The 15,509-nt window shown below is 58.2% G+C and carries 11 protein-coding genes; 5 read left to right on the forward strand and 6 right to left on the reverse strand.

Translation table 11 applies throughout. The features are described 5' to 3' along the window. Window positions 1-462: 462 nt before the first annotated feature. On the forward strand, window positions 463-1,917 hold the full coding sequence (locus tag JW885_03485; protein MBN1881213.1) for a sulfatase: 1,455 nt from the start codon (window positions 463-465) through the stop codon (window positions 1,915-1,917). An 80-nt stretch (window positions 1,918-1,997) separates the two neighbouring features. Further along, a complete protein-coding gene (locus JW885_03490; protein MBN1881214.1) occupies window positions 1,998-3,455 on the forward strand; it encodes a sulfatase-like hydrolase/transferase in 1,458 nt (485 codons plus the stop codon). A gap of 235 nt (window positions 3,456-3,690) precedes the next feature. Here JW885_03490 and JW885_03495 read toward each other — a convergent pair whose 3' ends face one another. The 3 genes from JW885_03495 to JW885_03505 all read right to left on the reverse strand — a co-directional run bounded on the left by JW885_03495 (window position 3,691) and on the right by JW885_03505 (window position 8,258). Continuing rightward, window positions 3,691-5,094, reverse strand: a complete 1,404-nt coding sequence (locus JW885_03495) for a sulfatase-like hydrolase/transferase (protein ID MBN1881215.1) — start codon at window positions 5,092-5,094, stop codon at window positions 3,691-3,693. Between the two features lie 25 nt (window positions 5,095-5,119). Next, window positions 5,120-5,692 (reverse strand): hypothetical protein, encoded by a 573-nt coding sequence (locus tag JW885_03500; protein MBN1881216.1) that lies wholly within the window; start codon window positions 5,690-5,692, stop codon window positions 5,120-5,122. A gap of 181 nt (window positions 5,693-5,873) precedes the next feature. Further along, window positions 5,874-8,258 carry a penicillin acylase family protein gene (locus JW885_03505; protein ID MBN1881217.1) on the reverse strand — a complete coding sequence of 795 codons (2,385 nt, stop codon included), beginning with the start codon at window positions 8,256-8,258 and terminating at the stop codon, window positions 5,874-5,876. Between the two features lie 227 nt (window positions 8,259-8,485). On the opposite strand from JW885_03505, the gene JW885_03510 reads away from it, so the two are divergent. Continuing rightward, entirely contained in the window at window positions 8,486-9,721 is a 1,236-nt protein-coding gene (locus JW885_03510; GenBank protein MBN1881218.1) for a serine hydrolase, read from the forward strand. Between the two features lie 137 nt (window positions 9,722-9,858). Here JW885_03510 and JW885_03515 read toward each other — a convergent pair whose 3' ends face one another. From JW885_03515 to JW885_03525, 3 genes are all read right to left on the reverse strand, one after another. Next, window positions 9,859-10,449: a 4-vinyl reductase gene (locus tag JW885_03515; GenBank protein ID MBN1881219.1), complete on the reverse strand. Its 591-nt coding sequence runs from the start codon at window positions 10,447-10,449 to the stop codon at window positions 9,859-9,861. Between the two features lie 177 nt (window positions 10,450-10,626). Then, window positions 10,627-12,375, reverse strand: coding sequence for a FecR domain-containing protein (locus tag JW885_03520; protein ID MBN1881220.1), 1,749 nt, complete (start codon window positions 12,373-12,375; stop codon window positions 10,627-10,629). Window positions 12,376-12,615: 240 nt separating this feature from the next. Continuing rightward, window positions 12,616-13,080, reverse strand: coding sequence for a hypothetical protein (locus tag JW885_03525; GenBank protein MBN1881221.1), 465 nt, complete (start codon window positions 13,078-13,080; stop codon window positions 12,616-12,618). Between the two features lie 866 nt (window positions 13,081-13,946). On the opposite strand from JW885_03525, the gene JW885_03530 reads away from it, so the two are divergent. After that, window positions 13,947-14,534: a TetR family transcriptional regulator gene (locus JW885_03530; GenBank protein MBN1881222.1), complete on the forward strand. Its 588-nt coding sequence runs from the start codon at window positions 13,947-13,949 to the stop codon at window positions 14,532-14,534. Window positions 14,535-14,632: 98 nt separating this feature from the next. After that, entirely contained in the window at window positions 14,633-15,484 is an 852-nt protein-coding gene (locus JW885_03535; protein MBN1881223.1) for an amidohydrolase, read from the forward strand. Window positions 15,485-15,509: the final 25 nt, after the last annotated feature.

Here is a 15,509-nt window from a genome sequence, read left to right on the forward strand (position 1 = left end):
GTGGAGTGAGGAGTAATATGCCGGAAAAATCGGAATAAAAAGGCCGTGTCGGCGAACGACGTCCGTCGATGAGAAGCGGTGCAGAACTGCATGCGGCCGGAGATATCCCGCCGATGCCGGGTGTGGAGGGATGAACAGTCATGTCACTCCCTGTATGATGGGTACGATTGTAAACAAGCCGACGGGAGATGTCAATATAATTAGCACAAGAGAGTCATTTAAACGGACGTTAATAATGGCGGAGAAATCCGACCATGATGGAAAAGTCTCCCGGTTTTCGACCGAGGGCCGTGTACAGGAACGGAGGATGTTTTTTCACCCATCGGTATCCCGATTTGTATGTTTCAGACGTTCCGGATGAGTTCACGCGGACGCTTGTCAGGCACCGCTGTTGTGTGGTATACAGGAACGGTATCGTGTATCCGATATGTATTTCTTCTGTGAAGACCGACCGGGGGCCTCATGAAGAGACGGGAGTTCTTGAAATCGGCGGGACTCGTGACCGCCGCCATGACCGGTATGAGCCTGGGGGGGCCGGGGTGCACGGGGGCGGGAGAGCCCAGCCCCGATGCGCCCAATTTTCTCTTCATCACCGCGGACAACCTGGGCTGGAAAGACCTCTTTTCCTTCGGCAACCCCAATATCCACACCCCGAATATCGACCGCCTGGCGAATGAGGGAATGCGCTTCACCCGGGCGTTCGTCACCTCGTCGAGCTGTTCCCCCAGCCGGGCCACGTTCCTCACCGGCCAGTATCCCCACACCAACGGGGTGGTGGGCATCACCAACCGGCATTTTTTCATGCAGCTCTCCCCCTGTGCCGTCACCCTGCCAAAGCTCTTAAATCGGGCGGGATACACGACCGCCCTGGAGGGGAAGTGGCACCCGGCGGTGTTTTTGCCCGCGAAGTGGTACGGTTTCACCGAGCGGTTCGGCGGGCTTGCCACCAGTGCCGAGGAGATGTGGATTACCGACACCTCTCGGACCTGGGAATTTCTCGAGCGAAACAAGGACACCCGCTTCTACCTGGAGATGAACTTCATGAACAACCACCGGGATCCCTACGGGCGGATGACCTTCGCCGAGGACTTTCCGGTGAACCCGGAGGCGGTTGTCGTCCCGGACTACTGGGCGCTGCCGGACTGGCCGGAGATCAGAGACGACATCGCCCGGTACTACAGCCAGACCATGGAGATGGACCGGCTCATCGGGGAGGTGCTGGACATGCTCGACGAGCTGGGTTTGGCCGAAAACACATTTGTCTCTTTCTTGAGCGACAACGGTCCCCAGATGCCGGGGCACATCATGGCGCTGTATGACCGGGGCGTGCAGACGCCGCTTCTGATGCGCTGGCCGAAGAGAATCCCGGCGGGGGTCGACTACGACGGTCTTGTCAGCACGGTGGACCTGATGCCCACCTTTCTCGACGCCGTGGGGCTTGAGATACCGGACGACGTCCAGGGGGTATCGCTGCTGCCGGTCATCACCGGGGAGGAAACGGGTGCCGTCCGGGACGCGGTGTTTCTGGAGATGGACTATCACGTCTACTCCATCCCCACCCGGGGGGTGCGCACCGAGCGGTATAAATACCTGAAAAACTATTCGGACACGGCCATCGGCCTCGACCAGCTCAACAACGCCGAGTGGGCCCGTCGCCTCTGCGAGCTGTCGAACCATCCCTGGATGCGCCCCCGGAAGCCCGAGGAGCTCTATGACCTGGAGACGGACCCGAACGAGCAGGTGAACCTTGCGGGCGATCCGGCCTATGCCGGGGCCCTGGAGGAGATGCGTGGCCGCCTTCGAGCGTGGCAGGAGGAGACGGCTGACCCCTTCCTGGATGCCCCGTTCACCCTGGATTACGAGGAAAATAAAGAGATTTACAAGCCGACGGATCCGGAAGAGCGGGCGTACAAGTAGCTCCCTTTCGGGAGACGATCGAACAGGGACAGGCCTACGCTGTTTCTCTTTTTATTCTTATTCGAACTGCGAGGTATGGTATGAAACGACGAGACTTTTTGAAAGGTACGGCGATTGCCGCCCTCGCCGGAACGGGGCTCTGCGGCCTTGGAATTTCCGGATGTTCTCGGGAGTTCGCAAATGATCCCGATCTCCCCAACGTGATATTCATTACCGCCGACGACCTGGGGTGGCTCGACCTCTCCTCCTTCGGCAACCCCGATATCGAAACCCCGAACATCGACCGCCTGGCCGATGAGGGGATACGTTTTACCCAGGCCTTCGTGGTGGCGTCGAGCTGCTCGCCCAGCCGGGCCAGCATGATCACCGGGCAGTATCCCCACACCAACGGCGTGGATTCCCTGACCCACGTGCGCTTCAAGAAGCAGCTCAGGCCGGGCTACACGACGATGCCGTCGCTTCTGAAGAAGCGGGGCTACAACACCGCCATTGAGGGGAAGTGGCACGTCGCCCCCTACTTCTTCACCAGTTGGTACGGATACCGGGAGCGGCTGGGGGGCATCGCCCTCAAGAGCGAAGATATGTGGATCAAGGACACGGACCTGACCATGGAGTTCCTGGAGCGGAACAAGGACAACCGCTTCTACCTGGAGCTCAACTACATGAACAACCACAGGAAAGACGACGGCGAGTTCTACTTCGACGAGGACTTCCCCGTCGATCCCGAGAAGGTCCACGTGCCCGACTACTGGACTCTGCCGGACTGGGAGGAGATACGGCTGGAGGTGGCGAAGTTCTACAGTCAGACTCTCAAGATGGACTCCATGATCGGGGAGGTGCTGGACAAGCTCGACGAGCTGGGGATCGCGGACGAGACGCTCGTTATCTTCGTCTCGGACAACGGGCCGCCCTTTCCGGGCAACAAGATGACCCACTACGATCGGGGCACGGGAACGCCGCTCCTGATGCGATGGCCGGAAAAGATCCCCGCGGGACTGATCTATGACGGGCTGGTCAGCACCATCGACATCATGCCGACGGTGCTGGACGCCGTGGGCGTCGAGATCCCCGAGGAGCTCCAGGGGACGAGCCTGTGGCCCGTGGCGATGGGAGTGGAGACCGGGCCGGTCCACGACGCGGTCTTCAACGAGATGACCTATCACGTCTACTACCTGCCGGGACGGGCGGTCAGGACCACGAAATACGAATACATCAGGAACTATTCGGACATCGCCAAGGGGCTGGACCAGTGCAACCACATGGAGTGGGCCCATCGGGTCTGTGAGCTTCCCAACCAGCCCTGGAAGAGTCCCCGGGTGCCGGAAGAGCTGTACGACCTGAGAAAGGACCCGAACGAGCAGGTGAACCTGGTGGACGATCCGGCATATGCGGGAGTACTGGATGAGATGCGGGCGCTTCTGGACGAGCACATGGAGAAGACGAATGACGCCTACCTGGGCGCCCCCTTCACCCATGACTACGAGGAATATAAAGAGATATACGAGATGGTCATCCCTGAGGAGCCTGCGGACAAGTAATCCCCTCGGGAAGCGACCGGACGGGAGCCGATCGTGCGGATGACCGTGCCGGGATGGGAGGAGGGGCGACATCTTTGATATCTCGATCTCTTGACTTGCCTCCTTCATCTTCTGTGGAGGGGGTGAGTTTTATTTTTTGGGGGGTGTCGTCTTGCCGGGCCTATCGGCGAAAAAAACCCGCGCCCGCCCCGATATCCGGGACGGGCGCCGATACATTTGTGGCTGCGTAGAGTCGTTATGTTTCCAGCTCCGCCTCGAGCGTGTGCATCAAATTGGCAAGCTCCGTCGTCAATTCCTCCCCCTCGGGTGTGCCGAAAAGATCATTTTCCTCCTTGGGATCCACCGTCAGATCATACAGTTCCGGCTTCCTCCTCCCCTCGAACTGGACGAACTTATGGGTCTTCGTCCTCACCCCGATCATATTCGGCACGTCCTCGGGGAAGTATTTATAGTATTCATAGAACCAGGCGTCCCTCCCCGGCGCATCGGCCCGGGAGAGTATGGGCAGGAAGCTCGTCCCCTGGACGTGATCGGGGATGTCCAGCCCGGCAAGCTCAAGCAGCGTCGGCGCCAGGTCCACGTTGAGGACCATCTGGGAGCGGGTGCCGCCCTCATCCGGCACCAGCCAGGGGCACCGGACTATGAACTGTATCTTGATGGACTCCTCGTAGTGCCAGTTGATGCCGATGAGGCGGTGTTCACCCCACAGGTAGCCGTTATCGGAGGCGTAGATGACGATGGTATCATCGGCCACTCCCGCCTCATCGAGGTAGGTGAGCACACGACTGATCTCCCTGTCCATCCCGGTGACGGCCTCGCAGTAGCGCCGATAGAGATTTTCGATGGAGCCGACCATCGTCCCCTCAAAGACGTTGCCGTCGGCCCGCCCCAGCCACGGGTCTACCTCACCGGGGATGGGGGGCGTCTCATCTGCGTACATGCCGGCCAGGTCTTTCGGCGGCAGAAACGGAAAATGGGCGGTCTTGTAGGAGAGGTAGAGGCAGAAGGGGTTGTCCCGCTCCCGATCGAGGTACGAAAGCGCCCGGTCCGTCAGCTCCGTGATGAGATACGGTGTGTTGGAGGGCTCTTCCTTCCCGTTGACCACCAGGGGGCAGTCGAAATACTGGCCCTGGTGCTCCTTGATGGTGAACGACACGTACTCGTTCAGGTACGGCAGCTCCGGCAGCCCCTCGCCGGGGAGGTGGAACTTCCCGATGAAGGCGGTGTCGTAGCCCGACTCCGAGAGGTTCTCCAGGAAAAAGGGCATCGATCCGGTCCAGGGCGTGTGGTTGTTCAGGACGCCGTGACTCCGGGCGTACGCCCCGGTCAAAAAGCTCGCCCGGGACGGGCTGCACAAGGATGTAGTGCAGAAGGCGTTTTCGAACAGCAAGCCTTCCCCGGCCAGGCGATCCAGGGCCGGCGTCTGGATGAAGGGATGCCCCGTGACGCCCAGGCAGTCGTAGCGGACATTGTCGCTGAGGATAAAGATGATATTCGGTCGCCGGGCCGGCGCCCCGTCGGCTTCCCCCGGAATGGACAGGCCCGTGAGTCCCGCCGCCGCCGTGGCCCCCATGACCTTCAGCATATCCCGCCGGGTGATATCGGTATAAAACGGATTGTTTTTGTTTTTTTCGGACATATATGTATCCTCCCTCGTTCGGTGATTACAGGCCCGCGCCGGGGCCGAACAGCATCCGGTATACCACCAGGTAGTAGCTGAAGATATTCTCCCCCCGGCCCCAGGCGTAGAGGGCGAACACCAGACAGACGGCGAGGACGCCCACGGCGATGACCGGGAGAGAAAAGACCTTCACGTCTTCACCCCGGCGGGCGCTCCCCCTTCGCATGCCGATTTCCAGAAACGCCATCTCCGCCGTCAGGAGCAGTATCAGCCAGATGTTAAGCGGGTTCAGGTAGAAGTAGAGGGATTCGGTTACGGTAAAGGCGGCGAGCATCCTGAAAAAGTCCTTGGTCGCCCAAGCAAGCGGCGTCACAAGGCACGCGATCACCCGCTCGAGAGCTCCCGCTCCCCGGCGATAGGTCAACGGATAGATAACCAGGGGGCCGAAGGCGACGGAGAAAAACAAGAAGATGCCGAATATCTGGGCCAGCGTGTCGTGCAGGGATCGATTGTCCAGCCGCCACGCCACGTGGTACCCGATCCACGACCCGGCGGCGACGATCAAGACGATCAGAACCGGGAGAATGAATCGCCTGGCAAAGGATTGTCGTTCCATACGCTACTCCTTTTCTAATATATAATGACGACGGCATTGTAGCACATCGAAAGCGGCATAAAAAGCGCCCGGAAAATATATATGATTTTCTCCCGCACCGATCGGACGCCCGGAATGAAGGCGCCCCCGACGGGTTTCGCCGGAGGCGTCGTGAGCGTGAATACGTGGGGAGACATCTGTGTCATTCGCCGGTCAATATCAACACCGTCGAAAGCTCCTCGGCGTCGTGAAAGCGCATGGGGATCTGTTCGTTGGAAAGCCACCTCTTTACCAGGTCGTCGTAGTGGGGGCTCAAAAACTGCCCGGACTGGCCCGGCGGGCTGATGATGGTATTGGTTTCCGGGGCGGAGAAATCGACGATCAGACGGATGACCCCCCCGGACTTCATGTCGTAGGGGTGCTCGTTGTCCCAGAGGCCGGCGCAGATGGTGAAGTCGTCGCCGCCGATGGGCACGGGCTTCAGGTTGAAGAACGGCAGCTTCTCCCCCATCGGATGAGTGAAGGTCATCCGGTGCACGTCGCCCCAGGCCCATTTTTCCGGATTTCCCCCCAGCCTTTCCGTCAGCACATTGACGGCGTCGGCGAAGCTCCTCCTGACGATGTCGTCCCGGGTCTCGGTTATATCCGGTGTGGTCACGTCATCGAAGAGCGGGTTATTCATATCATCGATGATGTTGGTCAGCACCAGGTCCGGGATGTAGATGATGATGTACTGGGAGAGGTACTCGTCCCATACATCCTCACCCGCCTCGTCGGCCAGGGTGTTTTTCATCAGCTCCACATAAAACTGATTGAATATGACGGCTGCCGGGCTGTCCTTATCGATGGATTGATCCCACCCCAACAGGAGGTTTCTCGCCTCCCTGTGGTCCTCCTCTCCCTCCGTGGCCGCCAGGATCACCGGGATCCACCGCCGGGCCACCATGGAGACGGTATTGAGCTGGAACTCCCGGGCGTCCTCGGGGGAGACGGACTCGTATTCCGCGATCAACTCCTCGAAGCTCAGCGCCCGCTCGAAGAGGTAGAAGTCGGTAATGTGATAGGGGGTGGGCATCGGCTCGTTGTTGAACGACGCGAAATAGCCCTTGTCCGGGTTCAGGTCGTGGGGGAGGTCGTCGAAGGGAACATGCCCGATCCAGTCATACGCGCCGGTCCAGCCGGGTACCGGCAGCGTGCCGTCGCCGTTTTTTCGTATGGGGGGTGATGCCATGTATTGATACCCGATGTTCCCCTCGCTGTCGGCGTAGCCTACGTTGAGTGTCGGGGTGGTCACCAGGCGTATGGCCTCTCGAAACTCGTCGAAGTTTTCGGCGAGGCAGATTTCCGTGAAGCCGGGAAATATCTGCATCGGCTCGTTCCCCACCCACTTCACGGCGGTGTTCTCCGGGGCCAGGGACATCACGTCGGAGATGATCGGTCCGTGGCGGGATATCTTGACCTCGTACTCCTCCTCCCGCACGCCCTCCTTGGTCTTGATTCTCAGGGTCTCGGTGACGATCTCAAAATCCTCGTACCCGTTTTCGGTCAAATACTGGTCTTCGTTTTCCGGGTTGAGCTTTTCGATGAAGTAGTCGAGCTCGTCCACCCGCCCGTTGACGGTGCTCCAGGCGATGTGACCGTTGTAGCCCACCACGTTCACCCCAGGGGCGCCGGGCACCGAGCCGCCGATAACGTCAAAGCGCCCGCCGGAAAGATGCACCAGGTAAAAGAGGGAGGGGATCTTCGGCTCCAAATCCGGGCTCCCTGCCAGGAGGGCGGCGCCGGTGGTGGTCTTTTCCGGTCCGAAGATCATCCAGTTGCTGGCCGGAAGCTCGAAATGATCCAGGAATGCCGGAACACCCGTGGCGTCCGCCGGGATGCCCGTGTCCGTGAAGACGATGTCGGCCGGCTCATCGCCCACGTCCCCGGCGGCGGGGCCGGATACCCGGGGGCCGTAGTCCGGGTAGGCGGGGATGATGCTCTCAAGCACGTTTCTTCCCGCGATCTCGCCGATGTTATGGAGTATCAGATCGGTCTTCTTGGAACGGGTCAGGCTGTACGCCATGAGAATCCCGGCCACGGCGCAGTCCTCGGGGAGCCACGGCTCAGGCTTAACACCCAGAATGGCGTATTCCCGGGGGAGGGTCTGGACGGTGTCGATGTAGGCGTTGACCCCGTCCACGTAGGCCCGAACCAGCACCCGGTATTCCTCCGGCATCTCCTCCCACACGAGGTGTGCCGTGCGGTAAAAGCCGTGGGCCTTGAGGAACTTGTCGGTCTCCAGGGTCGTCTCGCCGAAAAGCGCCGACAACTCGCCCCTCCCCGCCATCCGGGTCATGTCCATCTGGAACATGCGCTCCCGGGCGGTGAGATAGCCCTGGGCGAAGAAGAGATCGTGCTCGTTTTCGGCGAAGATATGGGGCACGCCGTATTCATCGAAGCGGACCGTCACCTCCGCCTCAAGGCCGTCGAGGACGATCGTGCCGTCGTAGTCGGGCAGGGGGTGTCTGAAAAAGATCTGGAAGAACACTCCCAGGCAGATGATAACGACGGCGAGGCCGATACAGAGATATTTCAGTGCTTTCATGGCTCCTCCGTAAAAAAGGGTATATATAAAATCATTGGATTGGGGATCGATATGATCATCGTTCATGCTGAGGTGTCCGGAAACCACCGGAGACCCGGCACATACGGAGATTGACAGTGGGATGAAAGAATGCTATTGGTGGGACACCGGCGTATCCGGCATCGATGTGTTCCCACCTTGGTTGCAGCGCATGGTGCATTGTATCACAGCGATCTGGAGGATGACAGATGAAACAGGGTAGAACGAGACGTTTTTTCAGAGTGTTCGGCTGGGGTGTCGCCGCCGTACTCCTGGTGTTGATCGTGTTCGGCATTCTCCACCGGGAGGAACTGGTACGGCTCTATCATGTGATCGTTCTCTTCGAGCCGGATGTGGTCGTGGAGAATTTTCGCGGCATGGATGCCATCTTTTTCGATACCCGCACGGTCCACGCCGGGGACGACGTCTGGGAGCTTGAGCGGGCCGAGACGGTGCTTCCCGACACCTACGAGTACAACGGAGGGACGAAATCGATCGATGATTTTCTTGAGGAGACCTGGACCACCGGGATGATCGTCATCGTCGATGACGCGATTGTCTATGAGGAGTATTTTCTGGGAGGTGACGAAACATCCCGACACATCTCCTGGTCTGTGGCGAAATCCTTCGTATCCGCGATGATGGGAATCGCCGTGGACGAGGGATACATCGAGAGCATCGAGGACCCGGCGACAAAATATGTGCCGTTTCTTATCGGCTCGGGCTACGACGGGGTGAAAATCAAGGATATCCTCCAGATGTCGTCGGGGGTGCGGTTCGACGAGACGTACGCCGATTTCTTCAGCGACATAAACCGCATGGGTCGGGTCATCGCACTGAATACGTCTCTGGCGGACTTCATCGCCACACTCAAAAGCGAGCGGGAGCCGGGGACCTACAACCACTACGTCAGCATGGACACCCAGGTTTTGGGGATGGTGCTGACGGCGGCCACCGGAAAGAATCTTGCCGAGCTTCTGGAGGAATATATCTGGGTGCCGGTCGGCATGGAGGCGGACGCCTACTGGCTGGTGGACGGCGACGGGGCGGAGCTGGCCTTCGGGGGACTGAACGCGGTGCTGAGGGATTACGCCCGTTTCGGGCTTTTGTACCTCCACGGCGGGAGGCGCGGAGACGATCAGATTGTGCCCGTAGACTGGGTTGAGGCGTCGGTGACGCCGGACGCTCCGCACCTATTGCCCGGAGACAATCCGGCGTCGGACTGGGTGATGGGGTACGGCTACCAGTGGTGGATCCCGGAGAATCCCGAGGGCGATTTCATGGCCATCGGCATCTATAACCAGTTCATCTACGTCAATCCGGACCGTGGGGTGGTCATCGCCAAGAACTCGGCCTATGCCGATTACGACATCGACGGAGAGGAGAAGGAGCTGGAGAGCGTCGCGGTCTTTCGGGCCATCGCTCATGCCCTGGCGGAAAAATAACGCTCGACCGCAGTCTGGGCGATCATCCGGGCGTGGGAGATACGATCCGTGACACATACCATCGGGGCGGGGGCCGAAAGGCCAACCGCCCCGATGGGCGTTTGTATATATCGGCGGCCTCTTTCGATACGGATGTTTTATTCTCTTTTTTCGAGTTTAAAGTAACAGGTCGAGGCGCCGAGGGCCTTGCACTCTGTCTCTCTCGCTCGATAGATGTTTTTCCCGTAGGCGAAGTCGGCGAGGTACTGGACGAATCCTTCGTAGTGGGTGCACATGGGGCGATCCATCGTGTATCCCTTGCAGTGAATGCAGTCGAAGCAGTCGAAATCAACCGGGCCGTCCCCGGTCTTCGCAATCCGTCCCTTGCCGGAGCCGAGGATAAAGACCTCCATCGACCGCTCGAATTTTTCATCCGGTGGAAGGTCGTTGAACGCATCGAGCACCCCTCCGTACTGGTGGGCGTATTTCAACACCGTGTAGCCGATGCGCCGCCATACCCCCATTGCACCCGTGAAACCGAGGAGGTCTGCGATGCTGTTGTAAATCGACGCCTGCTCGGGGATGGTGATACAGGGGTCGAAATTATATTCCGGCTTGTTTTCCAGAAGATATGAAAGCCCCGCGATGCGAAAGAGAATCTTCGCGGCGTTTTCCCCCAGGATCTCGATGATGCCTTCTATCGTCGCCCGAATGGCGATATTTGTCGTCCTTTTTTCCTGTTCCGGCATGGCATACCTCCCCTCCTTACTTCTTTAGATGCCGCCGGCGAAGATCGATTCATCCGCGGGTATCACAAAAAGAACGGGTAGCCGGACACGTCTTGGAGTCTTCCAGCGTCATCGGCGGCGTCCCCGTGTTGAGAGGCGTTGTGCTGGCCGTGTCGGCCATCCCACGGAGGGATCCTCCTACGGCAGAGTGATCGATTCGAAGAGGTCGTATCCGAAGTCGGTGAATGTCGCATCCAGCACCCCCGTCGGTCCCATGATATATCGAACGGTCGTTGGCAGCGGACACAGCGGGGCGACCACACATCCCGCCGAGTCTCCCACGGGGAACTCCACGGCGAAGCCGTCGGTTCTGCCGGTTCGCTCCCGATACAGGGGACGGGCCAGCTCCTTAATATAGGGACCGCAGTTGGTTTCGACGGTCACCGTTATGGTCTCGATATCCGAGGGGATGCCCGGTGCGGTGACCATCAGGAGTATCCAGTTTGAACAGGGCGGCGTGGCGCTCTGGAGTTCGAGGCTCAGCTCCCCGTTCTCCTGAGACATGTCCGGTATCCAGTCGCCCTCGGCGTGGGCCAGCCGATACTCATCCCGGCCGTCCAGCCACCAGCGGGTGGTCCCGAATGCCGCACCCCAGGGGAGGGACACGTTCCAGCCGACGGAGGCGATGATCACACCGGGCGTGCTGTTGATTCGATCCAGTGTGTACGAGAAATCGAGGTGCGGCCAGGCCTCCTGGTTCTTCATGATGGTATCGATCAACTCGTCCTTCGAGTACAGGCTGTGGAGGGGGCCGTCGTATGTGTCGGATATGATGTCGTCGAGGGCGGAGCCGTCACCGATGCGGACTGCGGCGAAAAAGCGATCGAGCACCTCCCGGGCCAGTGTCTCCGAATCGACATCCCGATAGAACAGATCAAACACTCCCATGTCCATCGGATCGCCGGCGTTGCCGCCGGTGTCTGTTGCCTTGAATGCGATTTCATAGAGTGTATCGTGGACGGGGCTGATATCGTAGGTCCAGCGCTCGGTCCCCTCGGCCGCATTCCAGGTAAGGCCGCCGTCGGTGCTCACCTCCACCCGACCCAGGGGAAGCGAACCCCCCGCGGCGGTGCCCTCGATCCTGATGACGCCGTCCAGAGTCAGGTCGTCCCTGATCAGGGTTATCTCATCATCGGCATAGTCAAGATCGATTCGACCGTTGATGACGGCGCCGGTGATTTCGGGGAGGGTGATACCTTCCGCGCCGCCGGTTGGCCCGTCGCCGCCCAGGGGCATGTCGGAGAGGATCTTTTGAATCGTCTCGTCATCGGCGGGGCGGGAGCCCACAGGGATGACGCCCGGCATTACAACGGTTTCCTCCCGTACGCAGACGTCGAAGGCCGCACCTCCGAGGGGTGTCATAGAGACACAGCCGTCCAGCCCCAGGACATAGGTCGTCAGGGTGTTCGGATCGAAGGACTCGAAGAAATCGGTGCCGCGTACCCCGACGGACGCGTTTTCCGTATCGATGATAAAGAGCGGCCGCCTCCCCGCCATGTGAGGGACGATCGCCCTGATTTTCCCCCCCAGAAGCTGGAAGCGGTTCGTGGTCAATCCGACCGCTTCCACCGTTCCGATCTCGTCGATCGTTATGGATGTATTCGGTCCCACCAAGAGGATGCTTCCGTCGGGCATATTCAGCTCAACGGAGCAACCCGGGCCGGTTTCGACGATATCGCCGGGTACAATCGAATCCCCGCGAGTGAGGGGAATCCATGTCTCCTCCCCGGCGGGAAGAATATCCGCGGAACCTTCAATCCGGGCGACGGAGGCGCAGGCAACGGTGTCTTCCTCTTTCTGGCCCGGGGCGATGAACGCCGCGGCCGTCACAAAAATGATGAGGGATGTAATAAAGATATATTTTGCGTGAATGAATATATCTTTCATAGCTGAAGGTATTTTACCATATACATTATATGTATTATGTGTTTGGTTTATAGACAACGGATATCCGCCGGGTTTCCGGGATATAAGTCGAGGGTGCCGGATGAAACCAACCCGGCACAGCACCCCCTTTCTTATTATTTGCCCATCCCGGGTCGTCCACTCGTTATCCGACGGGGCCTCACTCGATCGAAACCCTCCCTCCCGCCCGATGGGCGGTCCGTCCGGAAAACGGTGTGTACGTCATCCGTCAAGATCTTCGTCGTTGCTGGCGGGGATCCAATAGAACAAACGTCGTGTCTTTCCCTTTTCTTCTACATCATGTTCAACTCGTTCCCAGATTCGTCCGCAGGAGCAGCGTTTCTTTTCCACGTTTTCGTTTTCCCTCCCCCCCTTATATATGCGTCCGATTCCCTCCACATCGTCGGAAAGCTCCAGGGTCACCCCACAGCTGCAGGTGGCCCCCATATGTTTCCAGAGCTTTCCCAAAACCAGAATACCGTCGGTCACGACATCGATGTATTGAACACCCACGTCAAACGGCGCATAGTCGTCTTCCTTGACGAAACTGAGAATAGCAGTGATTTTTTTAAGTGTCTCCAGGCTGTCGTTCAGGATGGTCGTTGAGGCGTCTCCGGCTTCTTGGGCCTTCTTCATTGTTTTGGATGTCAGGACGGTAACAATTTTATCGAGTGTATCCTGTTCCATAATCCTCTCTCCTCATATAACAAATCCATCAGTTGATGGAGTCGGATCTTTGACCCTCTCCACAGGCCGGGAATGAAGTAATAACTTTTCACGGTCATTTTGATAATCCATTTATATATCAAAGTCTTAAAGGAATCAACAAAAAGCGACGGATGGGTACCGTTTCACCAGGTTGAAGAAGACCCCGGAAGGTCCGGCCGGTGAATTTGTTTGTTTTATTATATTGACACGGAGCCCTGGAAGGAGCTTGCGGGCGTATAAGGAAGGGGGCTTTCTCCCGGTGAGCGCACGCTCGCCTGGTACACATCAAAAGGCGGCGGCGGTGTGGAAGATGTTCCGCGCCGCCGTTTTTTACAAACCATATACCGATCGTCCGAAGGGCGGTCTTCGCACTTCTCGTCGATAACGGGCCGAAATAAAACTATCACAATCGGAGCCGGTGTCGTCGGTCGATCGCGGTCTCTTCGGTTGAACAGTGGTTACTGAAAGGATCGGTAGAAAGTGATCGATACAGCCGGCTTGGAAAACCGGGTGAGGAAAGAATCGAGACAGGTCTATTTTTTTCTTGACAAAACATACTGCTCGTTATAATTTTATACTAACAGATTTAAAAATAAGAGAATAATTATAATAATAACCGAAAGAGTATAACGGAGAGGAGAAGAGCGAAAAGGGATTCGTCAACCCTCTCCGATACAGGGGGCCGACGGAGCGAATTGTTGAAATCTAAAAGAACGGGTCGCAATCCCGGGATTTTTAGACCTGAATGCATGTTCATCAATTTTGGATTCCCGAAATCACATTGAATCGCCGCAATCCCGGATCGCCGTCCCCGAACGTTTCCCATTAAAAGAAAAGGAACATACATGGCTAAGCGGTCGCTGATTGAAGACATACGAAGAGACCAGATCATCGAGAGCGCCATCGCCTCCTTCGCCGCCTACGGGTACGCCAAGACGACCCTCGATCAAATTGCAGACGTGATGGACGTCAGCCGGGGGGTGATCACCTACTACTTCAAGAATAAGGACGCACTGCTCACATCGGTGCTCAATCGCATCCTTAAGTCCATCAAGGAGGCCATCGGTGAGCGGGTGGATGCGGCGGGCTCGCCTACGGAGAGGCTCAGAGAATATATATTCGCCAGCTTCGAGCACATGGAGAAAAACCGCATCTATTACGAGGCGCAGCTGGAGCTTTGGTCCAACCTGGACTATAAGAGGGAGATCAACAGCAAGCTCTATAAGGTGTGTCTGAAGACGGTGTCGGACCTTTTGGAGGCCGGCGTGAATGCCAATGAATTCGTATCGGTGGATGTCCCCACCATCTCGTCTCTCATCCAGGCGTCGATAGACGGTCTCATGATCCAGTGGGTGTTCAACGAATCGTCGGTGGACCTGGAAAAATCAAGAGACGCCCTCTGGCGGACCATACAGGGATTCATCGGCGCATGAGGACATCCGATCGGGTGATCACTCATATCCGATGTGTGACGTATTCACGATATGCGCCGCTTGATCGGACTATACGCAGGGATATATAGGAGAGTTCTATGATTATTGATTTTCGCGTACGCCTCCCCCTCAAGGAGCAGTTTCCAAACGTTGATCCGAACGACCTGTCGTTCGTGCCCCATTACATGAGCCATTACCTGGAGCTCTACCAGGCCGGCCTGAAGGTACAGGTGGGCGCCGAGGAGCTTCTGGCGTCGATGGAACAGAATGGGATTGAGCTGTCGGTGGTCCAGGCCGAATGGGAATTCGGAGATTACCGGGCCCTCAACGACGCCGTCTTTTCGCTCATGAAAAGATATCCAAAAAAAATCGTCGGTTTTTGCACCGTTCATCCCGAGGAGTCGGTGGACATGGCCGCCGAGGTGAAAGACTGGGTGGAGAAAGGCATGCGGGGGGTGAACCTGCAGCCCTGGGCGTACCGTCTTGAGGCCCACGACCGGCGGTTCTACCCGGTCTACGAGACGGCCTCGGAGCTGGGGGTCCCGGTGACCGTTCACACCGGCGTCAACTGGTCTCTGAACCGGTCGATGCTCTACGGCCGTCCCCTGAATCTGGATATTGTGGCGTGCGATTTTCCGAACCTCGTCATCATCGCCAGCCACGGCGGGTGGCCTTGGGTCAACGAGATGGTTGCGGTGGCATGGAAGCACAAAAATGTCTACATCGAAACCGGCGCCGTCAGCCCCAAATACATCGCCCGGCCCGGCACCGGCTGGGAAACCTTCATCCAGTACGGCAACTCGATGTTGAAACACCAGATTCTCTACGCCAGCGAGTGGCCGCTGCTCCCCTTCGAGCGGGTCGTGGCCGAGGTCCAGGACATGCCGCTGAAGGAGGAGGTGAAACGGGCCTATCTCTATGACAACGCGAAACGGCTTCTGGGGTTGTAGGAAACACGCAGACAGAGGACGGAAT

Source organism: Candidatus Zymogenaceae bacterium, assembly GCA_016931225.1.
Taxonomy (GTDB): domain Bacteria; phylum Desulfobacterota; class Zymogenia; order Zymogenales; family Zymogenaceae; genus JAFGFE01.